Source organism: Paraburkholderia sp. BL25I1N1, from assembly GCF_003002025.1.
Taxonomy (GTDB): Bacteria; Pseudomonadota; Gammaproteobacteria; order Burkholderiales; family Burkholderiaceae; genus Paraburkholderia.
Window position 1 is genome coordinate 23,814 of the sequence record NZ_PVZB01000023.1, and the last position, 26,588, is coordinate 50,401.

Here is a 26,588-nt window from a genome sequence, read left to right on the forward strand (position 1 = left end):
AGATGCCACGACCGGGTGAAAAGAAGAAGTCTTGCGGGAAATTGCGTATTGCACGCGGCCTAGGTTAATTTTACCGGGCTGTCTAGTCTGTCCACCACACTTCGAAGCAGTCTACTTAAGACACTAACTTTTGGCCACTTTCCATTCGTCTGTTTATACGCGCAATCGATTGCGGTGGATGCATTCTGGATTAAGTAATTTTTGCTGCTTGAATCGCGCGTGGGCTGAGCCATCATGGAGGGCCGGTAAGAATGTGTCCGTCATGGCTGTATTAACGGCTGGACTCGCCAGGTGATTTAGCATTTTCGGTTTCGTGATAAATGCAACGTTTCGCGATTGCGAAGCCGTTGTGATCGTCCTCCTGCGGAAATTCTTTCTGAATCTTTCGGAGCCCTTGCACGCCCACTTTTTGTCCGAGCCGCTAAGCTTGCGGACTTGTATCAAGGTGCGCGCGCAAAACGAACGGGCGTACGTGGCGAATGCCGACGATGCCGTTTGATTCACTTTCACTGCAATGCTCAATCCACTCAGTATTCTTCTGGTCACCGTGTTGTCGAGCGCCATGGCGATGGCCGTGCTCGGTTCGTTGTGGCGCGCGGCGATCCCAGGTGTCGGTTACTGGATCTCGGCCAATGCGATCGCAATCGTCGCGTTGCTGGCTTTCGCGTTGCAAGGCCATGGGTCGCGCTGGCTGACCTTCGTGGCGTCCAACGTGTTGCTGGCTGCTTCGCTGCTGCTCGTAGTCGAAGGCTGTTGTCGCTTTCTAGGGCGCCGCGTGCGACCGTGGCCGGCTTACGTCGGCCTTGTCGCCGTGCTGCTCGGCATCTCGTACTGGACCTTCGCCGCGCCGGACTTCAATGCGCGCGTCGCGCTGGTGTCGGCGTTTCACGCGGCGTTATATGCCGCGCTCGCCGCGCTCATGCTGCGCGGCCGTCCCGCGAACCGGCCGCGCTATAGCTACTATTTCCTCGCGGTGGCAGCAATGCTGCTGTGCGCCGGGCATGCGTCGCGCGGGCTCATGTACGGCTTCGGTCTCATGACGCAAAGCAGCCTGATGCAAGTGTCGCCGTCCAACATCATTTTTCTCGCGTTGGGCATTCTTGCGCCGCCCTGTCTTTCGATCGGCGTGGTGATGCTGGCGCACGACCGCCTCGCCGAGCGGCTCGAACGGCTGGCCAACGTCGACGACCTGACCGGCGCGCTGTCGCGCCGCGCGTTTCTGGCAATCGGCGACGCGCTGCTGAGCGCGTCGCTGCGTACCCGCTCGCCGGTGGCGCTGGCGATCATCGACATCGACTCGTTCAAGGCCGTCAACGATAACTACGGCCACGCCGCGGGCGACCAGGTGCTGAAGCACTTCGCAACCTTCGTCGCCGGCAACCTGCGAGTCGGCGATGTGTTCGGCCGGCTGGGCGGCGAGGAATTCGGCGTGCTGTGCCCGGCCACCAGCGCCGCCGAAGCAGTGAGCCTGCTCGACCGTCTGCGTAGCCGCCTGGCCGGGGCCGCGCCGGACGAGTTGCCGCGTGGGCTGCGGTACACCTTCAGCGTCGGTGTGGATCAGTTTCGGCGCGATGAATCGCTCGCCCAGCTGATGGCGCGCGCGGACGGCGCGCTGTATGCCGCCAAGGCGTCCGGCCGCAATCGCGTGATGGCGGCGTAGAGCGTAGAGCGGAAAGCAGAGGGCGCGAAAGGAGAAATCTTTTCTATTTGTAGGGAAGGCATAAATATTTGTCAGACATTTGCCGATATCCATTGGCAGAGTGACCGGAACCAGGCTGATATCTATCAATATGCTTTCCACCGCAACGCAGCACCAGTCCGACGCCGGATTGCGCGATCGCTTCCACCGGCGCTCGCTCGAGCACCAGCGTCCGCTGTCCACCGTGACCATGGCATTCACCGTGGTCGCGTTCCTGTGCTTCGTCGGGGCGCGCAGTCTGGTCGATGGCCCGGCTGCGCCGCTCGCCTACCGGCTCACGTGTGCGCTGCTGCTCGCCTTGCTGGTGCTGGCGATTCCGCGCGCCAAGTCGACGTGGAGCTTCGGCCTGATCGGCGTTGCGTACTTGCAGGTGCTGGTGGCGGGCATGGCGATGAACGTCGTCGGCGTGGCGCAGCCGTTGCTGTGGACGCTGCCCGCCATGGTCGTGATACCGATCTGCGCCGCGCCGCTATGGCTCACGCCGACGCACTTCGTCACCGGCAGCGTGCTCTTCTATGCCACGGCGTTCGCGCTGCTGTTCGGCGCGCCGCTGACGCATGACGTCGCTACGGTGGTGTGGATGTGGATCGTGGCGATCGGCGTGCCGACTTCCGCAGTGTTTCACTTCGGCTTCTACCGGTTTCGCCGCAGCCACTTTCTGCTGGAAAGCCAGCTCGCGCAACTCGCCGCAACTGACCCGCTGACCGGCCTGCAAAACCGCCGCGCGTTCGTCAAGCAGGCCGAGCGCCGCCTCGACAGTGTCACGCCGGATACGCGGGTCAGCGCGATCTTTCTCGACATCGACAACTTCAAATCCCTGAACGACCGCTTCGGCCATGCGGTCGGCGACCACGCGCTGTACCAGGTCGCCCAGGTGCTGATGGAAGAGGTCTCCGCGGACGACAGCGTGAGCCGGATCGGCGGCGAGGAATTCGCGCTGCTGCTGGGCGACGGTCTCACGGGCGCGCTTCATGTGGCTGAACGGCTGCGCCAGGCGATCGCCGCGATCGAGCGGCCGGACGGCCGCCTCACCGCGAGCTTCGGCGTGGCCGAGCACCGCAGCGGCGAAAGCATCATGGTGCTGCTCGATCGCGCCGACGAAGCCTTGCTGCGCGCCAAGCATTCCGGCAGAAACCGGGTATGCGCGGAGCGCGCGCTGCCGCGCGAGGCGCTGCAACTGCTGGCCGACGACGGATCCGACGAAGGCGGATCGCTCGTGCGGCGGCACCGTTGGGAGGAGTACTACCTCACGTCGCATTTTCAGCCGCTCTACAGTTTGTCGCATCAGAAGCAGGTGGGCTTCGAGGCCTTGCTGCGCGGCGAGCAGGAGGACGGCACGCTGGTGCTGCCTGCAGTGCTGTTCGCCCCCCGGCCTTCGAGCGACGAAGGCGCGCTCGACCGCGCCAGTCACGTTGTGCATCTGGCCGGCGCGCGCCAGTCGCTGCCGGACGACGCGTGGCTCTTCCTCAACATTCTGCCGGCCACGTTCATCGCGGAAGGCTACGCCGATCAGCTGGCGAAAATCGTGCGGGCGGTGGGACTCGAACCTGAGCGCGTGGTTCTGGAGATTCTCGAATCGCACGGCGGCAGCGTCGACGACATGTCGCGGGCGGCGGCGCTGTATCGCCAGCACGGTTTCCTGATCGCCGTCGACGATTTCGGCGCCGGCCAGTCGAATCTCGACCGGCTGCTCAGGATCCGCCCGGACCTCGTCAAGCTCGACGGCGAGCTGATTCGCGCGACGGGCCACGGCACCGAGCAGCCGATTCTGCCGAAACTGGTTTCGTTGCTGCATCTGGCGGGGATGCTGGTGGTCGTCGAAGGCGTGGAGACCGCGGAAGAACTGATTCTCGCCGTGGAATCGAATGTGGATTTCGCGCAGGGTTATCTGCTGGGGCGGCCGGCCAAAGAGATCGCGCCGCCGGAGTCAGTGCACCGGCGCATCGATGAGGCTTTCGATGTGATCGCGCAAGGGCGGGCGCATCAGCATGCGTTGTTCGAAACCGAAGTGGAGCCCTACCGGGTTGCCTTGCGGCTCGCTGCCGACGCCTTGCTGGCCGGTGTGGCCATGGACGATGCGTTCGCTCAACTGGCGAGGTTCGAGCGCTGCGTCAGCTGTTTCATTCTCGACGACGCGGGCAGGCAGATCGGGCATGAGGTGCAGGGGCCGGCATGGAGCGCGGACGGGGCCTCGCTGCAACCCGTGGCGAATCCGCGCGATGCGCGCTGGGATCATCGGCCGTATTTTCGTAACGCGGTATTGCTGCCGGGCGCGGCGGTGTCGAGCAATCCTTATCTTTCGCTGGCGAGCGGCCGGCCGTGTATCGCGGTGACGCTGGCGCTGCAGTTCGCCACCGAGCGGTCCGTGATCGGGGTGGAACTGGACTGGTCGGCGCCGGGCTTGCCTTGGCCCGCGGGGGAATAGGCGTTTCCTTTTTCCCTTGGCGCGGCCCTGCATGTTCGCGCTGAACGGGTCGGGTCAGTACCCGCCCTTGGGCGATGCCGCCATCGTCGCAGACTTTTTATACGACGCCGCCAGGTCGGCCGCCGCGCGGCTCAGCAAACCCGTGTCCGTGCCGACCGCCACAAAAGTCGCGCCCGCTTCGAGGTAGTCGGCGGCAATCGCGGGATCGGGCGCGAGCACGCCGGCCGCTTTGCCCGCGCGCAGCACGCTCTGGATGCCGTCGCGAATCGCTTCGCGCACGCTGGCATGACCGGGTTTGCCGAGCAGCCCCATCGACGCGCTGAGGTCCGATGGGCCGAAAAACACACCGTCGACGCCGTCCACCGTCGCGATCGCCGGCAGATTCGCCATGCCCTGCACGGTTTCCACCTGCACCAGCACGCACAACTCGTCCGCGGCCGTGTTCAGGTAATCCGGTATCCGGTTCCAACGCGATGCGCGCGCCAGCGCACTGCCCACGCCGCGAATGCCTTGCGGCGGATAACGGGTGGCCGCGACCGCGTCGGCGGCCTGCCCGGCGGTGTCGATCATCGGCAGCAACAGGGTCTGCGCGCCGATGTCGAGCAATTGCTTGATCAGCGCGCTATCGCTGCGCACCGGACGCACTACCGGATGCGACGCATATGCGGCCACCGCCTGCAATTGCGCGAGCGTGCTGCGCACGTCGTTGGGCGCATGCTCGTTGTCGATCAGCAGCCAGTCGAAGCCGGCGGTGGCCAGCAACTCGGTCACGTAGGCGTCGGCGAGCGCGGCCCACAGGCCGAATTGCGGGTTGCCTTCGGCGAGCGCGCGCTTGAATGGGTTCTGCGGGAGAGACATGTCGTGTCGGCTCAAATGAGTTCAGATGAAATTCAAACCGATGCCGCCCAGCGGGCCGTAGTCGACGTGGAAAGTGTCGCCTGCGCGCGCGGTGACCGGACTGGTGAACGAGCCGCTCAGAATCACGTCGTTTGCGTTGAGCGATTCATCGTATGGCGCGATCTTGTTGGCGAGCCAGGCCACACCGGTGGCAGGATGATTCAGCACGGCGGCCGCGAGACCGCTTTCTTCGACGGTGCCGTTCTTGTAGAGCAACGCGCCGACCCAGCGCAGATCGACGTCTAGCGGACGCACGGGCCGGCCGCCCAGCACGATGCCCGCGTTCGCCGCGAAGTCGGAGATCGTGTCGTAGACCTTGCGCGGCGCTTTGGTTTCGCGGTCGAACTGTTCGATGCGCGCGTCGATGATTTCCACGGCCGGCGTCACGTAAGCGGTCGCGTCCAGCACATCGAATAGCGTGACCCCCGGACCCTTCAACGGCTTGCTCAGCACGAACGCCAGTTCCACTTCCACGCGCGGCGCAATGAAGCGGTCGGCGCGAATGTCCTGACCGTTTTCGATGAACATGCTGTCGAGCAGCGGCGCGTAGTCGGGTTCGTCGATCTGCGACGAGCGCTGCATCGCGCGCGAGGTGAGGCCGATTTTGCGGCCCTTGATCACGTGGCCTTCGGCGAGCTTGAGCTTGACCCACTCGCGTTGAATCGCGTAGCCGTCCTGCACGGTCATCTGCGGATAAGCGGCCGAGAAGTGGCGCAGTTGGGTGCGCGTTTTCTCGGCGTGGTCGAGTTGTGCCGCGAGTTCGCGGATCGTCTGTTCGTCTAGCATGATGGATTCTCTCAGTGCCGCTATTCAGCCTTCAGGCGCGCGTGCAGGTTGTTATGTTTCCACGTACCGGCTTCGCTGAATTCATTGATTTCCAGCGATAACGCCAGCCCGTGTTGTTCGAATTCCGTGGCGAAGTGCTGCTTGATCAGCGCGAATAGCGCGTCGCCGGTGGCCTTTTTTGCCGCTTCGGAGCGGCCCGCGCCGATCTTCAGGTTCGCGTGCAGGAACGCGGCGTCGGCGCGGCCGTCGGCGATGCAGTACTGTTCGCACCGCAACGCGCGCACGCGGATGCCGCCCAACGGATAGATGCGCTGTTCGTTCTCGCGTTGCGCGTCGAGGCACTGCGCGAGGGCCCGGCAAAGTTGGCCGATGCTTTCTTCAGCGGCGAGATTGGCGCTGTATTCGAGAGTCAGATGCGGCACGGTGAACTCCTTGACGGGTATTCAGGCGGGTAGCGGCGTAACCGGGAAGATCGCGTTGATCTGGCCGGTGCCCGAACTGCCGAAATACGGCGTGACGACTTCCACCTTGCCGTCGTAACGGTCCCAGCCAAGCGCGCCGAGCAGCATCGCGGTGTCGTGCATGCCGCCTTCGCCCCAGCATTTTTCGTTGTAGAGCGGCAGCATTTCGCAGAAGGTCTTCCAATCGCCGGCTTCCCACAACTCGACCACCTTGCGGTCCATCTGTTCGAGAAACGGACTCCACACCTTGTGCATGAACTGCTCGGCCGTGCCGTTGTTGGCGAAGTGGTGGCTGAGCGAGCCGCTCGCCAGAATAGCCACGGTGCCGTCATAACGCTCCTCGATGGCCTTGCGCACCGCGAGGCCGAAGCGCGCACTGGTGTCGAGGTCGTGCCACATGCACCAGCCCGCCACCGAGACGGTCCTGAAATGCTGATCGCCATTCATATAACGCATCGGCACCAGCGTGCCGTATTCGAGTTCGAGCGTGGTCTCGCTGTGCGCGCGGCTTTTCACGCCCATTTCGTTGGCGACTTCCGCGATCAGATTGCCGAGTTCGACATTGCCCGGATACGCGTACGGCATGTTCTTGATGAAGTGCGGCAGTTCATTGCTCGTATAGACGCCTTCGAACTTCGGCGCGCAATTGATGTGGTATTCGCTGTTCACGAGCCAATGCACGTCGAACACGACGATCGTATCGACGCCGAGTTCGCGGCAGCGCCGGCCGATTTCATGATGGCCGTCGATAGCCGGCTGACGGCAGCCTTTATGCGGACCGTCGAGTTCGGACAGATATAACGACGGGACGTGCGTCACTTTTGCTGCCAGCGCGAGTTTGCCCATCGCGGTCTCCTGTTCGGTGTGGCTGCTCCGCACGGGGCACGAAGCCTTGGCGCACGAAGCGTATTAATGACTCAAGCGCCCCAGCGCGGAATGTGATGCGAGCCTAGCGAGACGCAAACATTCTTCGGTTCGAGAAACACTTCATAGCTCCACGTGCCGCCTTCGCGGCCCACGCCGGATGCCTTGGTGCCGCCGAACGGCTGGCGCAGATCGCGCACGTTCTGGCTGTTGACGAAGCACATGCCGGCTTCGACGGCGGCGGCGACGCGCAATGCGCGACCCGTGTTCTCGGTCCAGATATAACTCGACAGGCCGTAGGAGATGTCGTTGGCGAGTTTGATCGCGTCGGCTTCGTCGTCGAACGGAATCAGGCAGGCGACCGGGCCGAAAATCTCTTCCTGCGCGATGCGCATGCGGTTGTCGACATCGACGAATACAGTGGGCTGCACGAAGTTGCCCTTGCGCATGGCCTCGGGCAACTCCGGCATGTCGAGGCCACCGCACGCGAGCGTCGCGCCTTCTTTCGGCCCGAGTTCGATATAGCTGCGCACCTTCGCCAGATGGCCCTGACTGATCATGGGGCCGACAATGGTGCTGTCGGACAGCGGATCGCCCACCGTCAAACGCTTCGCACGCTCGATGAAACGCTCGGCAAAGCGCGCGTAAATTCCGCGTTGCACGAGAATGCGTGAGCCCGCCGTGCAGCGTTCGCCGTTGTTCGAGAAGATCATGAAGACGGCGGCGTCGAGCGCGCGTTCGAAATCGGCGTCGTCGAAAATCACGAATGGCGACTTGCCGCCGAGTTCCATCGAAAACTTCTTCAGCCCCGCGGTTTGCACGATGCGGTTGCCGGTCGCCGTCGAGCCCGTGAACGACACGGCATGCACGTCCGGATGCGCGACCAGCGGCTCGCCGGTGTCCTTGCCGAAACCGTGCACCACGTTCAGCACGCCGGCCGGAATGCCGGCTTCGAGCGCGAGCTTGCCGAGCATGGAGGCCGTCAGCGGGGAGAGTTCGCTCATCTTCAATACAGCGGTATTGCCGAACGCGAGACAGGGTGCGACTTTCCATGTGGCCGTCATGAACGGCACGTTCCACGGCGAGATTAGCGCACACACGCCGACCGGATGGAACAGCGTGTAGTTCAGATGCGTGTCGGTCGGGTACGTATGGCCGTCCACACGCGTGCACATCTCGGCGAAATAGCTGAAGTTGTCGGCGGCGCGCGGCACGAGTTGCTTGCGCGTTTGCGAGATCGTCTGGCCGGTGTCTTTCGTTTCGGTCTCGGAGATCTCCGGCACGTGCTTCGCGATCAGTTCGCCGAGCTTGCGCACCAGCTTCGCGCGTTCCGCCGCGGGCTTGGCGGCCCATGCGGGAAATGCGTCTTTGGCGGCGCGCACGGCGGCGTCGACTTCTTCCGCGCCGCCTCGCGCGACTTCGGCGAGTACCTCTTGCGTGGCCGGATTGACCGTTTCAAAGTAGTCTTTCGCCGCGCTCGCTTTACCGTTGATCAGATGCTCGATTCGCATTGCTGTGTCCTTTTCTGTTTCTCTCGCTGTCGATCAGGCGCGGTTGAAGTCCGCGTCGCATGCAATCGTGTTGACGAGACGGCCCAGACCGTCGATTTCGCAGACCACTTCGTCGCCCGCATCGACGTTGACGATGCCTTCCGGCGTGCCGGTCAGGATCACGTCGCCGGGCGCGAGGGTCATGAAGCTGCTCAGGTATTCGATCAGCGCCGGAATGCCGGTGACGAGATCGCGCGTGTTGCCGTGTTGCTGACGCGTGCCGTTCACGAAGGTGCGCAATTCGAGTTGCGTCACGTCTTCGATGTCGGCGGCGTCGACGAACCAGGGGCCCAGCACCGTGCCGCCGTCGCGATTCTTCACGCGCAGGTTGGGGCGGTAATAGTTTTCCAGGTAGTCGCGGATCGCGTAGTCGTTCGCAATCATGTAACCCGCCACATGCTGCATGGCGTTGTCGCGCTTCACGTTCTTCGCGGTTTGCCCGATCACCACCGCCAGTTCGCACTCGTAGTGCATGAAGGCGACGTCGGCGGGGCGGCGCGTCACGCCGCGATGGCCGACCACCGTGCCCGGTCCCTTGAGGAACACGAGCGGCTCTTCCTGCTTGCTGAACTGCAATTCCTTCGCATGCTCGGCATAGTTCAGGCCGAGCGCGAAGATCGTGCCGACTTCGATCGGTGCGAGCCATACCAATTCATTTTCCCGACGCACGCGGCCATCGGCGAGACGCACGCCGTTGGCGTCGGGATAGGCTTCGTGAATCGCGCCTGCATACGCAACGCGGCCGCGCATCATGGCTGTGCTCCTTCTTGTTCTTCTTCGGCGCCGACGAACGATACCGTGAGCGGCGGCATGGCGCCGATCGACAGCCTGGCCGTGTCGCCGATGTGCGCGACAGGCGAACCGTGCGGCACGCCGAGCGTGATGACGTCGCCCGCGCTGAGCGTCATGAAATCGGTGACGTCCGCGAGCAATTGCGCGACCTTGCGTACCGACGACGCGGTGCTCGCCGTGAATGCGTCCCGTGACCCGAGCTGAACCCGGATCGCCAGGTTATCCGGCGTCGCAACATGATGCGACGCAACCACGGCGGGTCCGACGACGCAGAAGCCGTCGCGCGCCCGGAATCGCACCGACGGCCGGTACACGCTCGCATGCGGCACGCTGAGATCGGCGACCAGCGTGTAGCCGGCGACATAGTCGAACGCCTGGGCCACGCTGACCCGTGTTGCAGTGCGGCCGATCACAATGCCGAGCGACGCGCCGACTTCCACGCCCAACGCGTCGTTCGGCACGACGACCCGCGCGCGATGCCCGGCCAGCGTATTGCGCGGCTTCAGATAAAGCACTGGCGCTTGTGGCGGTGCTTTATACGGCGCGGCGTGCACCGCGTCGCCCAGCGCCGCGAGCGCGGCGCGGTCGTTCAGCAAGGTTCCATAGACAGCGCCGCGAACCGGCGCGCGGCAGGCCGTGCCGCGTGCGAGCAGCGCGGCCGCGGCGCGCGCATCCACGTCGCGCGGCAGCGCCTCGCCCTCGGGATGCAGCAGATGATCGGCAAGTGCAAACATAAATTAGCTGTCTCTCGGCAAAAACACTAACATGTTAGTAGTATTGCGCTTGATATCATCCATGGTCAATAGCCTGTCGGCTGATCGCGGGTTTTCCCTTAAGCTTCCACGGCTGCATTTAAATCATCTTCCAACATGTCCGCTTCCGCATCGACCCGAGTTTTGCACCGCAACCTGCCCATGCTGTTGCTGCGCGCCAGAGAAAAAATGATGGAGCGGTTTCGTCCGCTGATTACCGCGCATGGGTTGACCGAACAGCAGTGGCGCGTGATTCGCGCGCTCAATGAGCACGGCCCGATGGAACCACGTCACATCTCCGATATCTGCACGATTTCGAGCCCGAGCATGGCCGGCGTGCTCGCGCGCATGGAGAGCATTGAACTGGTGACCAAGGAGCGGTTCGCCGAAGACCAGCGGCGCGTGCTGGTGTCGCTGACGGACACGAGCGCGGAATTGGTGCGCGTGATTTCGAAGGATCTCGAAGTGCATTACCGCGAGCTGGAGCGCAAGGTGGGACCGGAGATCGTCGAGCGCGTGTATCGCGCGGTGGACGATCTGCTGGCGGGGCTGGAGGAAGAGGAGGAGTGATGTGGCGGCTTAGCGGCTTAGCGGCGCGAGTCGGGTGTCGCGGTGTTCGCCGCGTTGTCGTGCATGCCTCGCTCCTTGTACGCGCAACGCGGATAGTCGAGCACGATGGTGGGCGAAATCGTCATGCGTTATGCGACTTCCTTGTGGAGCGGCCGTCGCCGTAGAGCTTGATCGCACCCTCGGCGCTGCGCAATAGAGGTGTCATGCGCTGGCGCCTCCTGCTTCACCAGCCCTGAAAGCGCCGCCACTCCACGCTGTTGCCGTCCGGCGCCACCGCGTGATACTCGGGAAATTGCGCGCCGGTAGCGCACGCGTGATTCGGCAGAATGCGCAGTTTCATCCCGATCGGGAAGCGCTGCGTGACATCGTCGTGGGCCTGCGCGCTGTCCGCTGTCGGCGAGAGGATGCCGTGCTCCTGATTGGCGCCGCTGACCACGTAGCCGGACAGCGGCGTGCCGTTCAAGAGGCACGGCTGGCCGTAGGCGAAATCGTGCGACTGCTTCGAAGTACCGCGATCCCGGCTCATCGCCATCCAGCCCGCGTCGAGAATCGCCCAGCCCTTGTCCGCCTGATGACCGATCACGGTGGCGAGCACGCTGAGCGCGATGTCGTCGAGCGCGCACACGCCGACGTTGTGCATGACGAGGTCGAACAGCACGTACACGCCGGCGCGTACTTCCGTGACACCCTCCAACTGCGTGGCAGCGAGGGCCGTTGGCGTCGAACCGACGCTGACAGCCGGGCAAGCAATGCCGGCTTCGCGCAGCCGCTGCGCGGCGCGCACGCAGCCGGCGCGTTCCTGCTCAGCGAGCGCGGCGAGTGCTTCGGGCGTATCGAGCTCGTAGCTCGAACCGGCGTGGGTCATCACGCCGCCCACCTTCACACCGTTCTCATGCAGAATCCGGCCGACTTCGAGCAGTGTGTCCTGCTCCGGTGTAATGCCTGAGCGGTGCCCGTCCGTATCCACCTCGATCCACACCTCGAAGGTTTCGCCGTGCTGATCGCCGAATGCGGCAATGGCCGAGGCGGCCGTCGGATTGTCGACCACGAGCCTCAGATTGCAGCCCTGGCGGCGCAGCGCGAGCGCTCTTGGCAGCTTCGACGGGGCCATGCTGACGGCGTAAAGAATGTCGTCGACGCCGGCGGCGAAGAACGCCTCGGCTTCCTTCAATGTGGACACCGTGATGCCGCGCGCGCCGGCAGCGATCTGCGCGCGGACCACGTCGATGCATTTGGTGGTCTTCACGTGCGGACGAAACGCGACACCGAGCGTGTTCATACGCCCTTGCATCCGCGCGATGTTCCTTTGCATCCGTGCGATGTCGATCAACGCGGCGGGGGTTTCAATCTGGTCGAGTTTCATGCTTTCACCGGAAACGGGGTTATGCGTGGTCATGCTGGCTAGTGCCAAATCGAGCGAGCCACGGAACGAGCGAGTCCAGCGTCGCGGACTGGATCTCGGGCGGCTGCGCGCCGGCTACGAGCGGCAGGCCGACGCGGTTGTGCCAATACGTCCGCATGCCGATGGCGGCGGTGCCGAACATGTCGTAGCTGGAGCCGGCCACGAACGCCGCTTCGTGAGCTTGCACGCCGAGTTTGTCGAGCGCGAGGCGGTAAGGCAGCGGGTCCGGTTTGTACATGCCGGCCTCTTCGGCGGTGACGATCGCATCCCAGCGGACCGGCAAAAGGTGTGCCGCCTGTGTGCCGAGGCGCGTCGAGCAGTTGGTGACGACCGCCAGCTTGCAATGCGGTGCGAGCGTTTGCAGTGCGTCGAGGGCGCCGCTCCACGGCGTGAGCATCGGCCAGTCCGCTTCGAGCGCCAGCGCAGCGGATTCGGGCAGGCCCACCTGGGTGGCGGCTTCGCGCACCAGTTGTTCGTACGCAGTGTATGAGTCGCAGCCGTAGGTCAGCCGCAGATACGCGGCGCGCCATGTCCGGCCCGCCTGCTCGGAACCGGCCGCGCGATTCCATGAGGTCCACGAGTCGAGCAGGGCGGTCAGCAGATCGAACAGGACGGCTTTGGGATAGGCGGCAGGCACGGAGGCAAGAGTCATGATCGATTTGACCAGCAGCGGACGGTGAACTGATTATAAAGTTTCACCGGTGGCTTGACGTTCAGATTGGCTAACTCATAGATTCGGTCAGATTGAATGATCCGTTTTGCAACTGCGCCGGAGTTGGTTTTGAACATTCATCGCCGCCACGGCGGCTGCGGCCTGAACCTGCTTTGCAGATACTGCATGAAATGGCGAGTGCGTGCCGGCAGGCCCGCTCGTTGATGTGTAAGCGCCATGACGTCGGCATCCGGCGCTTTCCAGCCGGGCAGCAGACGGGCCAACTTGCCCTTCGCGATATCTTCGGCCACGTCCCATTCGGAGCGCAGGATCACGCCGCGTCCTTCGCATGCCCACTGGCGGATCACGTCACCGTCGTTGCAACTCAAATGAGCGGACACCCTCACGCTGCGGCGCGTGCGGCCCTTGCTGAACTGCCACAGCGAGACATCTTCGTTATTCTCGCGCAGCACGATGCAGGGCAGTTTGCTCAATTCATCCGGAGATTCCGGCGTGCCGATTCGCTTGATCAGCGCGGGCGCCGCGCAGACGAAGCGCGCATTCGGCGCAATCGTGTAGCCGATCAGATTCGACACCGGCAGTTCGCCGATGTGCACGACGATATCGAAGCGATCCATCGTCTCGGTCAGCGGCTTGTCGGAAAGCGTGAGCGCAACGTCGACATCCGGATGCCGCTGCTGGAAATCGGCAATCGCGGGTGCGAGATGCCGCCGTCCGAACCCCAGCGGCGCGTTGATCTTCAGCGTGCCGACGAGTCCGCCGCGGCGCATCTGCAGATCTTCGAACAGCGCGTCGAACTGCTGGACAAGGTCGGCACCCCGTTCGCACAGCAGCGTGCCTTCGTCCGTGAACTGCAGGCGGCGTGCCGTACGGTTCACCAGTTGCGCGCCCAGTTTCTTTTCCAGTTGCTGAAGACGCTGCGTGACCGCCGAGGGCGACAGCCCCAGCTTGCGCGCCGCGGCGACCAGGCTGCCGCTTTCGCGCAGCGTCAACAGGAAGCGGATATCGGCCGAATCGTTCATATGAGCGGCGTTTTGGTTCGGAAGACTGGCAGCTTAAAGTGTTTGGACTGGCGTTTCCAGTTCGGGTTGACACGCGCGCCGGCGAACGCGGTGCCGCTTGCAAGGTAAAGTGATGCTTCTGTCACGCAGGCGGCGGCGCGCGCCGCTAAAGTAGACGCTTGCGCCGATTACCTTTCATTGAAGAGAAGTCCACATGCCGTTGTCCTATGGGTCGCCGCATGACCCGTCAAACGATGCCGCGCGGAACAGCGCCTTGAAACAGGCTGTATTTCTGCATACAGGCTGGCGTAGTGCGGGAACGTGGGTCTGGTCGCGACTGCGCGAACTCGACACCGTGACCGCCTTTTATGAACCGCTCAGCAACGTGCTCGCGGACCTGAGCCTTGCCGATGTGTCCGCGTCGCGCCCCACGCTGACGTCGGGACACCCGCCGCTCGACGCGCCGTATTTCGACGAATATCGCCCGTTTTTGCGCGACGGCGCTCGCGGTGTGGACGGTTACCGCCGGGGGTTCAGCCTTGATCGCTTCGCTAGCGTACCGGACGCGGAATTTCCCGCACTGCAGGCCTATTTACGCAATCTTTGCGAGCGCGCCACCGAACAAGGCAGCGTGCCGGTCTTCAAATTTTGCCGTTCGTCCGGCCGGCTGCCGTGGCTGAAACAAGCTTTTCCGCTGGCCATGCATGTGGGTGTGCTGCGAAATCCCGCGTCGCAGTTCGCTTCGGGGTGGCTGCTTGGCCGGCAATGGAGCAATCCGTTTTTCGTGGCCGCGCCGTTTCGGGTGCTGGGGTTGAATCAGGCGGACCCGCTAGTCAGGCAGGCCATCGAGATTTGCGGCGTGAGCTTGCCGCCCGCCGCGCCCACTTCGGATGACGCTTATGCAATGGCCTGCGAGCAGTATGCGCGCACGGCCGAAGGCAATAACGCGTATCGGGCGTTCGTTGCGTTGTGGATTCTGTGTGCATTGCGCATGGCGGGCGGCGTCGATCTGCTGATCGACATGGACCGGCTCGGAATATCGCGTGACTATGCGGCGGGTTTGCGCGCGGCGTTCGAAGCGCAGAGCGGCTTATCGCCCGACTTCAGCAGCGCGCGCGATCTGGTGGATGAGACGCGGCGCGGTGCGGCGCGCATGAGCGGCATCGACGGAAGGGCGATGCGTGCCGTGCATTCCGCCGCGCTCAAATTCCTCAAGGCACAGGGTGGCGCGGACGCCGGCTTTGTCGAAGTGATCCGCGAAAAGATGGTGCTGGCCAACGAACTGACCGACGCATGGCGCTGATGGAGCATTCGCCGCGCACGGTGAACGACCCCGAGCGCGGCGACGCAAAAGCACCGTTGTTTAAGCGGCCGCCGCCGATACAGCCGCCCGCAACCCCAGCAAATAACTGTCCGCACCAAAGCCGCAAATCTGCCCTTTGACGACTTCCGCGAACACAGACACGTGCCGGAATGCTTCGCGCGCATGGATGTTCGACATGTGGACCTCTACCACTGGTACCGTCAGGATCGCCAGCGCATCGCGAATGCCGTAGCTGTAATGCGTCCACGCGCCGGCGTTGATCATGACGCCGTGCGCATTGTCCGTGAAAGCCTGGTGGATGCGTTCGCACATGGCGGCTTCGCTGTTGGTCTGAAAGCTCTCGACCAGGACGCCTAGTTCCTTGCCCAATGCCTGCAGACTGCTGTCGATTTCGGCCAGCGTCACGGTGCCGTATTGCGCGGGATCGCGCTTGCCGAACATATTGTGGTTGATGCCGTGAAGCATCACGAAGGTTTTCATGGGATGTCCCTGGAGCAGTGGATTCAGTAAAGGCCGGGCGACATCAGTGCGCCGCCGCGAGCGCGGACGTCGTGTCGACCGCGCAACCGGTATTGGCCGCTTCGACGATCGCCTCGGTAATGCGCAGATTCTGCAGGCCGTCGCGGGCGCTCACGAGCGGTTTGACTTCCTTGCGGATCACGCGCACGAAATGTTCGAGCTGGAGCTTGAGCGGATCGTCGCGAGTCATCTCGGCGACGCCGACCTGAAACGGCTTCCACCACGAACGATCCTCGGCCTTGCCATAGGTTTTCAGGCGCATGGTGGGCACGGCGAGCGAGCCGAAGGTGCCCGCGATGACGTAACAGTCTTCATCCGGATACGTGGGATAAGCCTTGTTTTCCTGCGACGTCTGTTCCCAGCTACGCGCGCTCGCGGCCGTGTCCGACAGCATGAAGCTGCCGAGCGCGCCGCTCGCGAAGCGCAGGTTGATCGCTACTGTGTCTTCGACCGGAAAACCGCGCGTGGCATGCGACGAAAACGCCTGCACGGCCACGATATCGCCGCACAGCATGCGCAGGTTGTGCACCTCGTGAATCATATTCAGCAGGATCGGACCGCCGCCCGGCTCACGCCGCCAGGGGGCGTCGGCGTAGTACTCATCCGGTTTGAAGAAGACCGCGCTGCCCATCACCGCGACCAGTTTGCCGAGCCGGCCTTCGTCGATCAGTTGCTTCGCACGGGCCATGATCGGACTGTGCGCGCGATGATGCCCAATCAGCAACGGCACGCCGCGGCGTTCGACTTCGCCGACCAGCGTTTCGGCCTCATCGACCGTGGGCGCGATCGGTTTCTCGAGCAGCGTGGGCACGCCGGCCGCGAGACAGGTCAGCGCGTGCTCCACATGCAACTGGTTCGGCGTGGCCAGGATCACGCCGTCCGGGCGATCGCGTTCGAGCAGTTCTTGGAGCGTCCGGTAAAGCGGCACGCCGGCCTGGGCAGCGAGCGCCTGTGCCGCCGGCGACGGGTCGACGATCGCCGACAGCGTGCACATGCCGCTCTGCTGCGCGACAGCCATGTGAGCGCGGCCGATATAGCCCGCGCCGGCCACGGCGATCCGGATGGTGGTCATGGATCGATTCCTTTGAAGTTCGATCGAAATGGCTTACGCGAGGGCTTTTTTGGTTTCTGCCATGGTCTCGGCCCGCATCCGGTCGTAGCTGGCCTTATCGATCGGCACCGCATTGGGTTCGCCGAGATCGCTCAACTTGACGCGGTAGTTCTCGCGTGCGGTCCATGCGGTTACCGCGGCAACGATGGTGATGGCGAACGTGATCGTGCCGATGATGAGCGGCACATTGGTCGATCCAGGCGGCGCGACATAGGCGAACAGCGCGGGCAGCAGGGCGGTGATCGTCGTGCCGATATTCTGGCCAATGGCCATGGCGGAGACGCGTGAACGGGTCGGGAACAGCTCCGGATAGAAGCTCGGGAAGATCGCGTTATAGCCTTGATAGATGATGCCCCACATGAGGACCGACATCACAATGGCGAGCGGCACGTTGCGGATGCTGATCGCGTACAGGTAACCGAACGACAGCAGACCCGCGCCGAGCGCGCCGACGACGATGGGCAGGCGCCGCCCGATCCGGTCGGACAGATTGCCCACATACGGAATGACCAGCACGGCGACGATGTTGCCGATCACCGGAATCCACAGATAGACGCTCTTGGAAAAACCGATGCCGTACGACGCCTGCACCGCATAGGCCGCGCCGAAGATGGTGGCGACGACCGGAATCACGTTCATCAGCGAGCAGAGAATCACGCGCACCATGTCGCGCCAGTTGTAGCGGAAGGCGTCGACAATCGGCGACCTGGGTACGTTGCCGCTCGCGTCTTCCTTGGTGAAGGCGGGCGTTTCATGGACTTCGCGGCGAATGATGTAGCCGGCAATCAGCACCACCGCGCTCAGCAGAAACGGGATGCGCCAGCCCCACGAATTGAACGAGCTCTCGTCCATGAAGTAGGCAAGCGGCAGGAACACCGCGGCGGCGAGAATCTGGCCCGCCTGCACGCCTTGCAACGTAAAACTGGCGTAGTAACCGCGCCGCCCGAATGGTGCGTGTTCGAGAATCATCGAACTCGCGCCGGAGATTTCACCGGCCACGGCGAAACCCTGAATCAGGCGCAGCACCACCAGCAGAGTGGGCGCAAGCAGCCCGACGCTGTGATAGGTAGGCAGAAAGCCGACTGCCATCGTCGAGAAGCCCATCAGGAACATGCAGACCAGCAGAACGTTCTTGCGGCCGTGGGTATCGCCCCAGTGCCCGAGCACCACCGCACCGATCGGCCGTGCGACATAACCCACGCCGTAAGTGGCGAGCGAAGCCACGATGGCGATCTTCGGATTGCCCGAGGGAAAGAACAACTGCGGAAAGATCAGGGCCGCCGCCTGGGCGTAGATAAAGAAGTCGTAGTACTCGAGCGCCGATCCGATCCAGCCGCTGGCGGTTGCTTTGCGGGCCTGCGAGCGGCGCTCGTGGCCGGCCGCCGATGTAGTCGTTTCCATGTCGTCTCCATAACAGAAATGTTTTTTGATCAGCTTCTACGGCTGATTCATTGGCGTACTGAAAGCAAAACTATGCAAGCCAGGATTTACCTGGCCCCGACCGCGCGGCCCGCTTTCCGGGCGCCTGGAATGTTGCTGTGCAGCGAAACGGACTTCCGAATACAGGGTTAACGAGTACCTGGTTGTACCGAGCAATTCGTCCGGCCGGCGTCGCTTGCCCGATCGGCTCGTTAAGGCTAGGGTAATGTGCTTCTGCACGGACACAATGCGGCCAGATGGAAAATCAGAATGCGCTCACAGCCAGCAATGAGTCTTTCCTGCGCGATCTGCAGTTGTTCTGCAACATCGCGCGCCGGGGCAGCTTCGTGGCGGCATCGACGGAAATGGGTTTGTCGCCTTCACATGTCAGCAAGCGTATCGCCATGCTGGAGGCGAGTCTTGGCGTGAAGCTCTTTCAGCGCACCACGCGCCGGGTCAGCGTGACGAGCGACGGCGAAGCCGCTTTGCAGTGGGCGCAAAAAATACTCGACGACGTGCAAGGCATGGCCGATGCGTTCGCCGATCGCCGCACCGAACTGCGCGGCTTGCTGCGCATCAGCACCAGCCTGCGGCTCGGCCGCAAACACGTGTCGCCGATTCTGGCCTTGCTGCGCCAGCGTCATCCGAATCTCGAGATCTGGCTGGAATTGCTGGACCGGCGCGCCGATCTGGTCGGCGAGAACTTCGATATCGACGTTCGAGTGGGCGAAGTGCATGAGCCGCACCTGATCGCGCACAAGATGGTGGAGAGCGCGCGGATACTCTGCGCGTCGCCGGAGTATCTGGAACGGCGCGGCGTGCCGCTCGAACTGGCCGAACTGGCCCAGCATGACTGCCTGCTGTTTCGCGGACGCGACGACCGCTTCGGCGTCTGGCGTCTGAGCGGCCCCGACGGTGAAAAGAGCGTGAAGGTGACGGGCACCGTCGCGTCCAATCTCAGCGATATCGTCGTGCAGTGGGCGAGAGACGGCTACGGCGTGGTGATGGTGTCGATCTGGGACGTGGCCGAAAGCCTGCGCACCGGCGAACTGGTGCGCGTGCTGCCTGATTACATGCAGTCCGCGGATGTCTGGGCGGTGACTGCGGAGCGGCTGTCGTCGTCGGCGAAGATCCAGGTGTGCATCGAATTTCTCCGGGAACAGTTGACGAGCGGCCCGTATGCGCTGGTGACGCGCGGCGTGGGCGGGTTTTGACTGCTTTGCGCCGCTGCGCCGCTGAGGCCTCGACAAGGTTCGCGTCCCAATACAGTTGCCACACAAAAAACAATACAGTGAGGCGCGGTTTTAATTGGCTGTATCGGGAGTATGACCGGCGCCGTCGATACAGTTGGCGGGTCTCGATGGAGCCTGCCCGTGAGCGGATCACCGCTCTGGCGCCTGGCGACGTAGCCTGATTTTTTGCCTATGGCCCGGTGCCGACGCGCCGCGGTTTATCCCGAACACGAGGTAAGGACATGAATGCAGTGAACGAACAAGCGAAGCTGTCGGTGCAACAGCTGGGCCACTACATCGGCGGCGCGCCGGCCGCGCCGACCAGCGGCCGCTTCAAGGACGTGTTCAATCCCGCCACCGGCAAGGTGAGCGCCTCGGTCGCGCTGGCGTCGGTCGAGGAAGTGGATGCGGCGGTGCAGGCCGCCAAGGCCGCCTTTCCCGCCTGGAGCGAAACGGCACCGATCAAGCGCGCCCGCATTCTGTTCAAGTTCAAGGAGTTGCTGAATCAGCATCACGACGAACTGGCGATGCTGATTACGCGCGAACACGGCAAGGTGTTTACGGACGCGCAAGGCGAAGTGGTGCGCGGCATCGAAGTGGTCGAGTTCGCGTGCGGCATTCCGAACCTGCTGAAGACGGATTTCACCGACCAGATCGGCGGCGGCATCGACAACTGGAATCTGCGGCAGGCGTTGGGCGTCGTCGCGGGTATCACGCCGTTCAACTTCCCCGTGATGGTGCCGATGTGGATGTTCCCGGTCGCGCTCGCCTGCGGCAATACGTTCGTGCTGAAGCCGTCGGAACGTGATCCGTCGGCGTCGCTGCGTCTCGCGGAATTGCTGAAGGAAGCCGGTCTCCCGGACGGCGTGTTCAACGTGGTCAACGGCGACAAGGTGGCCGTGGATGCGCTGATCGATCACCCGGACGTCGCGGCGCTGTCGTTCGTGGGCTCGACGCCGATCGCCGAATACATTCACACGGAAGCGTCGAAGCGCGGCAAGCGCGTGCAGGCGCTCGGCGGCGCGAAGAATCATCTGGTGGTGATGCCCGACGCCGATCTGGATCAAGCTGTCGATGCATTGATCGGCGCGGCCTATGGTTCGGCCGGCGAGCGGTGCATGGCGATTTCGGTTGCGGTGGCGGTCGGCAACGTGGCCGACAAGCTGATCGAAAAGCTGGTGCCGCGCGTCAAGTCGCTGGTGATCAAGAACGGCGAACATCTCGACGCTGAAATGGGTCCGTTGGTTACCGCTGAACATAAGGCCAAGGTGACGGGTTATATCGCGTCGGGCGAGGCGGAAGGCGCGAAGCTGATCGTCGACGGCCGCGCGCATCCGGTGGCAAGCGAAGAAGGCTTCTTTGTCGGCGGCACGCTGTTCGACCATGTCGGCACGGACATGAAGATCTACAAGGAAGAGATTTTCGGCCCGGTGCTGGCAGTGGTGCGGGTGCCCGATTTCGCGAGCGCCGTGGATCTGATCAACGCGCACGAATTCGGCAACGGCGTGTCGCTGTTCACCTCGGACGGCGGCGTGGCGCGTGAGTTCGGCCGGCAGATTCAGGTGGGCATGGTCGGCATCAATGTGCCGATTCCGGTGCCGATGGCATGGCACTCGTTCGGCGGCTGGAAGCGTTCGCTGTTCGGCGACCATCACGCTTACGGCGAAGAGGGTGTGCGCTTCTATACGCGCTACAAGAGCATCATGCAGCGCTGGCCGGATAGTATCGCCAAGGGGGCGGAGTTTACGATGCCGGTGGCGAAGTAAGTCGTTCGACAGGATCGTTGCAACGATAAAAAGCCGCGCCTGACAAGAGTCAGGCGCGGCTTTTGCGCATCTGTGCGCGGCGACGGCCTCTTAAACGCCCGCGGACGAATCTTCTTCCGCTTCGCTCAACACAGCGTTTTGCACCGCCGCAGCGGGGCTGACATAGGCGGGCGCCTGCCGCGGATCGTCGACGCTGTAGCGCAGACGCCCCGCTTCGATATACACGCGCAGCTGGCGGTACTTCACGAAATAAAGCAAGCCGACGAGCGCCGCCGCGAATCCCGAAGCCGCGCCTACCCCGAGCGCCCAGCGCGGGCCGAAACGGTCCGCGACCCAGCCGACGACCGGCGCGCCGAGCGGCGTACCGCCCATTAAAATAGCCAGCAGAATCGCGATCACGCGGCCGCGCATGGCAGGCTCGGTGGTGACCTGTACGAGACTGTTGGTGGACGTCGAGAAGGTCTGCGTCGAAACACCGATCGCGATGAGCATCAGGCCGAATAACAGGGTGCTCGGCATCAGCGAAGCTACCGTGCAGCCTACCCCGAACATGGCCGCCGAGCCGAGCAGCAGCACCATGCGCGGTTTCGCGCGGCGTGCGGCGAGCAGCGCGCCGGTCACGGAGCCGATCGCCATGGTCGAACTCAACACGCCGTATTCGCCGGCGCCCGCATGAAACGCCGTGACCGACATCGTCGAAATGAAGATCGGGAAGTTCAGGCCGAAGGTGCCGATCAGGAACAGCATCAACAGCGCGGTCACCAGATCGGGACGCTTCCAGACATACTTGAAGCCGTCGATAAAACTGCCGCGCGAGCGTGCCGCGTGCGGTCTCAGATGCAGTTCGTTCAGCCGCAACATGCGCAGCGACCCGAGCACGGCGACGAAAGACAGCGCGTTGATGAGAAACACCCAGCCGGTGCCGACCGATGCGATCAGCAATCCGGCGACCGCGGGCCCGACCATGCGCGCCATGTTGAACGAAGTGGAGTTCAGTCCGACGGCGTTCGACAGATCCTCTTCGCCGACCAGATCGGACACGAAGGTCTGCCGCACCGGCGAGTCGAACGCGGTGACGCAGCCGAGCAGCCCCGCGAACGCATAGACGTGCCACAACTGCACGAGCCCGGTGACGGTGAGAATGCCGAGGCCCAGTGCGCAAGCACCCATGGCCGCCTGGGTGGCGAACAGCAGCTTGCGGCGGTCGAAGTGATCGGCTGCATAACCGGTGAGCGGCAACAACAGCAATTGCGGCCCGAACTGCAGCGACATGACGATCCCCACCGAAGTCGCATTGTGCTGGGTGAGTTCCGTGAGGACCAGCCAGTCCTGCGCCGTGCGCTGCATCCACGTGCCGATGTTGGAGACGATCGCGCCGCTCGCCCAGACCCGGTAATTGAAATTGCGCAGCGAACGGAAAGTGCCTGTCACCGGACTGTTTCCCTGTGCGAGGTTAGCCCGGTGCGCGGGCTTCGATAGATGGTCGAACCAGGCATCATGCGCGCGAGCGCTCGAGCAACGCGAGCAGTTCCTGCGTCGTGCCGGTCTCGCCGATACGCGGGAAGATGCGCGTGATGCTGTTGGTGTGAGCGTCCGCATGGAGATCGGTCATGGCGTCGACGACCAGCGTGACGTTGAAGCCGAGTTCGTTGGCGTAGCGCGCGGTGGATTCGACGCCGATGCTGGTTGCCACGCCCACCAGCACCACTTGCGTGACGCCTTGTTCGCGCAGATAGGCTTCGAGATCGGTGTTCGTGAATGCGCCCCAGGTGCGCTTGGTGACCCGATGATCCGACGGCTGCGCGTTGATCTCGGGCACGAGGTCCGCGAAGCCGGCGGGGAAGTCGCCGGATGGGCGTGCCTGTTCCGCGCGGCCCGGCGCACCGCCGGTCACGTTGACGAGCACCACGGGTAGACCATGGCGGCGAAACGCGTCGGCGACGGCAGCCGAGCGCTTGACGACTTCGCCGGTGGGATGCGCGGTGGGCAGCGCAACAATGCCCTGCTGCAAATCGATGACGATCAGTGCGGTTTTTGCGTCGAGCGTGGTGAGTGCCATGAGTGGCTCCTGAAAGTTACGAGTCGATGAGGCGTTTGAGTAAGTCCACGCCGGTTGCGAGCTGTCGTTGCTCGGCCGCCGAGAAGCGCGTCTGGATGGTGCGGAACAACCAGTCTTCGCGCGCCGCGCGGCTTGCCTTGATTTTCTTGCGAAAGGCGGGTGTGAGGGAGAGGACCGTCTGCCGTCCGTCATTCGGATCGGGCGCGCCGCTGACGAGCCCGGCCGCTTTCAGAACCGAAAGCGTCTCGCCCATGGACTGCGGACGCATGCCGTGAGCACGCGCGAGCGCGGTGACCGTTGCCGGACCTTCGCGCTCCAGCAAACCGAGGACCTGCACCTGTGAAGGGGTGAAATCGCCCAGATGCGATTCTTCGCGCAAACGGCGGCGCAATTTGCCGACCAGCACGCGTAAGTCTTCCGCCATGGCGTGCAGGGCTTCGGTGTCGGGCGGTAAGTCGCTCTTGCTCATGCTTATGCCATGACGAATGTGAAGGTTACCTGCTAAGGTTACCTTCGTATATGGTTGAGGTCAAGGCGAGGGAGGTATTCACGTCGTCCTTGCTTTGTCGATTTGTTTAACTATAGTGTTAAATATCAACCATGACGTTTAATAAGGAGGCAGTCATGAGCGAGCCGCTTCATCGTCCTTCGTTGGGATCCGCGGTGTACTACAAGGACCCATTTGCCGCGCTCGACTGGCTCGAGCGGGCGTTCGGCTTCGAGCGCCAGTTGGTCGTCATAGACAACGACGGCCAGTTGGGCCATTCGGAAATGCGTTTCGGCGACAGCTACGTGATGATCTGCCGTGAATGGTCGGAAAACGCGGCCAGCCCGGCGTCGATTGGCGGCAAGAACACGCAGTCGGTGCACGTGCAATTGCGTGACGGCATCGACGAACATTGCGCCCGCGCGCGCGCCGCGGGCGCGGTAGTCACGCGCGAGCCGGAAGATCAGTTTTACGGCGACCGCGTCTACGCGGTCCGCGATCCGGAGGGGCACGTGTGGAGCTTTGGCCAGACGGTTCGCACCGTGTCGCGCGAGGAAGCCGAGCGCGTCAGCGGCCTGAAGATCGAAGGATGGGTGTAACACACATGGCCCTGCCTGCCGCCGCCTCGCTCGACCGCACATTGGCCGCGCTAGCCGATCCGAACCGGCGTCGGGTGGTCGATCTGCTCAGCCATCAGCCGATGCGCGCCGGCGAACTCGCGCAAGCCACCGGCCTGTCGCCTCAAGCGATGAGCCGGCACTTGCGCGTGCTGCGCTCGAGCCAACTGATCGAGGAATCGCATGACGGTGTCGACGCGCGTGTGCGGCTTTACGTGTTGCGCTCGACGCCGATGAGCGAACTGAAGGCGTGGCTCGAACAGACCGAGGCCATGTGGACCGGACAATTGCTGTCGTTCAAGGCGCATCTGGAGGCCCAGGGATGAGTTCGCGCGTGCAGGTGTCGTTGCGCGTGGCTGCCTCGCCGCAACGTGCGTTCGATGTTTTTACGCGCGAGATTGCCGCATGGTGGCGGCCCAATCAGCTGTTTCAGTTCACGCCGCAAAGCGCCGGCGTGTTGTCGTTCGAAGCGGCTGAGCCAGCGGGCGAGCAACGCCGCCTGGTTGAGACGCAGGCGGACGGCAGCGTCTTCGAGATCGGTCGCGTCACCGTTTGGGAGCCGGGCGCGCGTCTTGCCTTCGGCTGGCGTCAGGCCAGCTTCAGCGACGCGCAGCACACGCATGTCGAGGTGCGTTTCGAAGCGGTGGGCGACGAAACGCGGGTGACCGTCGAGCATCGCGGTTGGGATAGCGTGCCTCAGGACCATGTGGCGCGTCACCATTTCCCCGATCGCGTGTTTCTGCTGCGGCACGGCGAATGGTGGCAGGCGTTGCTCGCATCGTTGCGAACTGTGGTGCAAAGGTCCGGATCGACCGGCTGAGGAGCGCGAAGACGTCCAGGCGAGGAAAGTTTCAGCGCGTGGCGATTGCCGCCGCGACGCCCGCCATCATCGTTGCGCTCGCGCGGTTAGCGATCTTCACGGCGCGCCGGGTGGTGAGCAGCTTGCGCGCACGCGTGGCGAGCAGCGCCCAGCCGAAGTCGACAGTCATCAGCACGATCAGCATGGTGAGCGTGAGTTCGAACCACGCGACGGTGCCGATGCGCGACACGTCGACCATGGTCGGCAACAGCGCGAGGTAAAACATCATGATCTTCGGATTGCCGAGCGTGACGAACAGGCCCGCCATGAACATACGCCACGGCGACTGGCCGCTCGGCAAGTCGCTGCCTTGCACGTCGGCCGGCGCGCGCCACATTTTCCAGGCGAGAAAGAGCAGATACGCCACGCCGATGAATTTGAGCACCATGAACACCGTGCCGAAGCTGCGCGCGATCACCGCCAGGCCCGCCACCGCGCAGGTGAGCCAAAGCGCCTCGCCGATCCACATGGCGGCGAGAAAGGGCAACACGTCGCGAAAGCCGTTAGTCAGCACGCGTGCGACCAGCGCGGCGACGCTCGGTCCCGGCGTGCCGGCCGCGACGATCAGCGCGAGGGCGAAAACGAGCAAGGCAGATAGCGTCATGACGATCTCCACGAACTTCAGTGCGCGCGCAGGCGCCGGTTGACGAAACGCCAGACGGCGCTCATGAGCAGCGAGCCGACACCGAGCGCGATGCCTAACAGCACTATCGAACTCATGTGATCGCGCACCAGCGGCACATTGCCGAACAGATAGCCGGCCGCGACCAGCGACACGATCCACAACGCCGCGCCCGCGGTGACGAAGGACACGAAACGCGCGAACGTCATGCGCGAAACGCCTGCGACGAACGGTGCGAAGGTGCGCACCACGGCGATGAACGGCGATAGCAGAAAGGTCAGTCCGCCGCGCGCTTCGTAAAACGCGTGCGCCTTGCGCAGTGCGTTCTTGTCGAGCCAGCGATAGTCGGCGGTATAGACTTTCTCGCCGATCGCCCGCCCGATCGCGTAGTCGACGATGCTGCCGGCCACCGTTGCGGCGAACAGCACTGGAATTACGAGCCAGACGTTCAGCGCGCCGGTGGCCGCGAGTCCGCCGCAAATGAAAATCAGCGGATCGCCGGGCAGGAAGAACAGCGGCAAGAAACCGATCTCGACGAATACGACGAGAAACAGCATTGCGTAGACGGCGGTGCCGTATTGCACGATCAGGCCGCTCAGGTGCTGGTCAAAGTGGAGGGCGACCTGCAGCACATGCATCAGATCCATTTTGGGTCGGAGGGGAATTTGGATCTTCAGGAGTTTAGTCCCGCGGCGGCGCGA

27 protein-coding genes are annotated in these 26,588 nt (G+C 63.5%); 9 read left to right on the plus strand and 18 right to left on the minus strand.

Annotated elements, in window-relative coordinates; all coding sequences use genetic code 11:
• Nucleotides 1-514 precede the first annotated feature (514 nt).
• Nucleotides 515-1,660, plus strand: coding sequence for a GGDEF domain-containing protein (locus B0G73_RS29170; protein WP_106284641.1), 1,146 nt, complete (start codon nt 515-517; stop codon nt 1,658-1,660).
• A gap of 130 nt (nt 1,661-1,790) precedes the next feature.
• Nucleotides 1,791-4,124 carry a bifunctional diguanylate cyclase/phosphodiesterase gene (locus B0G73_RS29175; protein ID WP_106284642.1) on the plus strand — a complete coding sequence of 778 codons (2,334 nt, stop codon included), beginning with the start codon at nt 1,791-1,793 and terminating at the stop codon, nt 4,122-4,124.
• Nucleotides 4,125-4,178: 54 nt separating this feature from the next.
• On the opposite strand, the gene hpaI is transcribed toward B0G73_RS29175, so the two are convergent.
• The 7 genes from hpaI to B0G73_RS29210 all read right to left on the minus strand — a co-directional run bounded on the left by hpaI (nt 4,179) and on the right by B0G73_RS29210 (nt 10,208).
• Nucleotides 4,179-4,982, minus strand: coding sequence for a 4-hydroxy-2-oxoheptanedioate aldolase (gene hpaI, locus B0G73_RS29180; protein ID WP_106284643.1), 804 nt, complete (start codon nt 4,980-4,982; stop codon nt 4,179-4,181).
• 21 nt (nt 4,983-5,003) lie between these two features.
• Nucleotides 5,004-5,807 carry a 2-oxo-hept-4-ene-1,7-dioate hydratase gene (gene hpaH, locus B0G73_RS29185; protein WP_106284644.1) on the minus strand — a complete coding sequence of 268 codons (804 nt, stop codon included), beginning with the start codon at nt 5,805-5,807 and terminating at the stop codon, nt 5,004-5,006.
• Nucleotides 5,808-5,827: 20 nt separating this feature from the next.
• Nucleotides 5,828-6,229: a 5-carboxymethyl-2-hydroxymuconate Delta-isomerase gene (locus tag B0G73_RS29190; RefSeq protein WP_106284645.1), complete on the minus strand. Its 402-nt coding sequence runs from the start codon at nt 6,227-6,229 to the stop codon at nt 5,828-5,830.
• A 21-nt stretch (nt 6,230-6,250) separates the two neighbouring features.
• On the minus strand, nt 6,251-7,114 hold the full coding sequence (gene hpaD, locus B0G73_RS29195) for a 3,4-dihydroxyphenylacetate 2,3-dioxygenase (RefSeq protein WP_106284646.1): 864 nt from the start codon (nt 7,112-7,114) through the stop codon (nt 6,251-6,253).
• 71 nt (nt 7,115-7,185) lie between these two features.
• Nucleotides 7,186-8,643: a 5-carboxymethyl-2-hydroxymuconate semialdehyde dehydrogenase gene (gene hpaE / locus B0G73_RS29200; protein ID WP_106284647.1), complete on the minus strand. Its 1,458-nt coding sequence runs from the start codon at nt 8,641-8,643 to the stop codon at nt 7,186-7,188.
• Between the two features lie 33 nt (nt 8,644-8,676).
• Complete coding sequence (locus B0G73_RS29205; RefSeq protein ID WP_106284648.1) at nt 8,677-9,435, minus strand: fumarylacetoacetate hydrolase family protein; 759 nt, start codon at nt 9,433-9,435, stop codon at nt 8,677-8,679.
• Nucleotides 9,432-10,208, minus strand: a complete 777-nt coding sequence (locus B0G73_RS29210) for a fumarylacetoacetate hydrolase family protein (protein WP_106284649.1) — start codon at nt 10,206-10,208, stop codon at nt 9,432-9,434. The genes B0G73_RS29205 and B0G73_RS29210 overlap by 4 nt, the downstream gene beginning before the upstream one ends.
• 180 nt (nt 10,209-10,388) lie before the next feature.
• On the opposite strand from B0G73_RS29210, the gene hpaR reads away from it, so the two are divergent.
• The gene (hpaR, locus tag B0G73_RS29215; protein ID WP_106284650.1) at nt 10,389-10,796 is read left to right on the plus strand and encodes a homoprotocatechuate degradation operon regulator HpaR; all 408 of its coding nucleotides are present in this window, start codon (nt 10,389-10,391) and stop codon (nt 10,794-10,796) included.
• Nucleotides 10,797-11,019: 223 nt separating this feature from the next.
• Here the strand turns inward: hpaR and B0G73_RS29220 are convergent, their stop codons facing one another.
• From B0G73_RS29220 to B0G73_RS29230, 3 genes are all read right to left on the minus strand, one after another.
• Entirely contained in the window at nt 11,020-12,159 is a 1,140-nt protein-coding gene (locus B0G73_RS29220; protein ID WP_106284651.1) for a DSD1 family PLP-dependent enzyme, read from the minus strand.
• Between the two features lie 19 nt (nt 12,160-12,178).
• Nucleotides 12,179-12,850, minus strand: coding sequence for an HAD family hydrolase (locus B0G73_RS29225; protein ID WP_106284652.1), 672 nt, complete (start codon nt 12,848-12,850; stop codon nt 12,179-12,181).
• Between the two features lie 137 nt (nt 12,851-12,987).
• The gene (locus B0G73_RS29230; RefSeq protein ID WP_106284653.1) at nt 12,988-13,893 is read right to left on the minus strand and encodes a LysR family transcriptional regulator; all 906 of its coding nucleotides are present in this window, start codon (nt 13,891-13,893) and stop codon (nt 12,988-12,990) included.
• Nucleotides 13,894-14,086: 193 nt separating this feature from the next.
• On the opposite strand from B0G73_RS29230, the gene B0G73_RS29235 reads away from it, so the two are divergent.
• Entirely contained in the window at nt 14,087-15,175 is a 1,089-nt protein-coding gene (locus tag B0G73_RS29235) for a hypothetical protein (RefSeq protein WP_106284654.1), read from the plus strand.
• A 60-nt stretch (nt 15,176-15,235) separates the two neighbouring features.
• Here the strand turns inward: B0G73_RS29235 and aroQ are convergent, their stop codons facing one another.
• Genes aroQ through B0G73_RS29250 form a run of 3 tightly spaced genes read right to left on the minus strand, consistent with a single transcriptional unit; the run spans nt 15,236 to nt 18,227 of the window.
• Nucleotides 15,236-15,676: a type II 3-dehydroquinate dehydratase gene (gene aroQ, locus B0G73_RS29240; protein WP_106284655.1), complete on the minus strand. Its 441-nt coding sequence runs from the start codon at nt 15,674-15,676 to the stop codon at nt 15,236-15,238.
• Between the two features lie 43 nt (nt 15,677-15,719).
• On the minus strand, nt 15,720-16,787 hold the full coding sequence (locus B0G73_RS29245; protein ID WP_106284656.1) for a Gfo/Idh/MocA family protein: 1,068 nt from the start codon (nt 16,785-16,787) through the stop codon (nt 15,720-15,722).
• Nucleotides 16,788-16,820: 33 nt separating this feature from the next.
• Nucleotides 16,821-18,227 (minus strand): MFS transporter, encoded by a 1,407-nt coding sequence (locus B0G73_RS29250; protein ID WP_106284657.1) that lies wholly within the window; start codon nt 18,225-18,227, stop codon nt 16,821-16,823.
• A 275-nt stretch (nt 18,228-18,502) separates the two neighbouring features.
• Here B0G73_RS29250 and B0G73_RS29255 point away from each other — a divergent pair, with 275 nt between their 5' ends.
• Entirely contained in the window at nt 18,503-19,459 is a 957-nt protein-coding gene (locus tag B0G73_RS29255; protein ID WP_106284658.1) for a LysR family transcriptional regulator, read from the plus strand.
• A 260-nt stretch (nt 19,460-19,719) separates the two neighbouring features.
• Nucleotides 19,720-21,243, plus strand: a complete 1,524-nt coding sequence (locus B0G73_RS29260) for a CoA-acylating methylmalonate-semialdehyde dehydrogenase (RefSeq protein WP_106284659.1) — start codon at nt 19,720-19,722, stop codon at nt 21,241-21,243.
• Nucleotides 21,244-21,333: 90 nt separating this feature from the next.
• Here the strand turns inward: B0G73_RS29260 and B0G73_RS29265 are convergent, their stop codons facing one another.
• The 3 genes from B0G73_RS29265 to B0G73_RS29275 form a co-directional block, all read right to left on the minus strand.
• The gene (locus tag B0G73_RS29265; protein ID WP_106284660.1) at nt 21,334-22,674 is read right to left on the minus strand and encodes an MFS transporter; all 1,341 of its coding nucleotides are present in this window, start codon (nt 22,672-22,674) and stop codon (nt 21,334-21,336) included.
• A 64-nt stretch (nt 22,675-22,738) separates the two neighbouring features.
• Nucleotides 22,739-23,302: an isochorismatase family protein gene (locus B0G73_RS29270; RefSeq protein ID WP_106284661.1), complete on the minus strand. Its 564-nt coding sequence runs from the start codon at nt 23,300-23,302 to the stop codon at nt 22,739-22,741.
• A gap of 16 nt (nt 23,303-23,318) precedes the next feature.
• Nucleotides 23,319-23,771 (minus strand): MarR family winged helix-turn-helix transcriptional regulator, encoded by a 453-nt coding sequence (locus tag B0G73_RS29275; protein ID WP_106284662.1) that lies wholly within the window; start codon nt 23,769-23,771, stop codon nt 23,319-23,321.
• 155 nt (nt 23,772-23,926) lie between these two features.
• On the opposite strand from B0G73_RS29275, the gene B0G73_RS29280 reads away from it, so the two are divergent.
• The 3 genes from B0G73_RS29280 to B0G73_RS29290 are packed head-to-tail and all read left to right on the plus strand — an operon-like array spanning nt 23,927 to nt 25,226.
• Nucleotides 23,927-24,388, plus strand: coding sequence for a VOC family protein (locus B0G73_RS29280; RefSeq protein WP_106284663.1), 462 nt, complete (start codon nt 23,927-23,929; stop codon nt 24,386-24,388).
• A 5-nt stretch (nt 24,389-24,393) separates the two neighbouring features.
• On the plus strand, nt 24,394-24,732 hold the full coding sequence (locus tag B0G73_RS29285; protein ID WP_106284664.1) for a helix-turn-helix transcriptional regulator: 339 nt from the start codon (nt 24,394-24,396) through the stop codon (nt 24,730-24,732).
• Nucleotides 24,729-25,226: an SRPBCC family protein gene (locus tag B0G73_RS29290; protein WP_106284665.1), complete on the plus strand. Its 498-nt coding sequence runs from the start codon at nt 24,729-24,731 to the stop codon at nt 25,224-25,226. Before B0G73_RS29285 ends, B0G73_RS29290 begins: the two co-directional genes overlap by 4 nt.
• A 31-nt stretch (nt 25,227-25,257) precedes the next feature.
• Here the strand turns inward: B0G73_RS29290 and B0G73_RS29295 are convergent, their stop codons facing one another.
• Both B0G73_RS29295 and B0G73_RS29300 read right to left on the minus strand, forming a co-directional pair.
• A complete protein-coding gene (locus tag B0G73_RS29295) occupies nt 25,258-25,869 on the minus strand; it encodes a LysE family translocator (RefSeq protein ID WP_106284666.1) in 612 nt (203 codons plus the stop codon).
• A 17-nt stretch (nt 25,870-25,886) separates the two neighbouring features.
• Entirely contained in the window at nt 25,887-26,534 is a 648-nt protein-coding gene (locus tag B0G73_RS29300) for a VTT domain-containing protein (protein ID WP_106284667.1), read from the minus strand.
• Between the last annotated feature and the right edge of the window lie 54 nt (nt 26,535-26,588).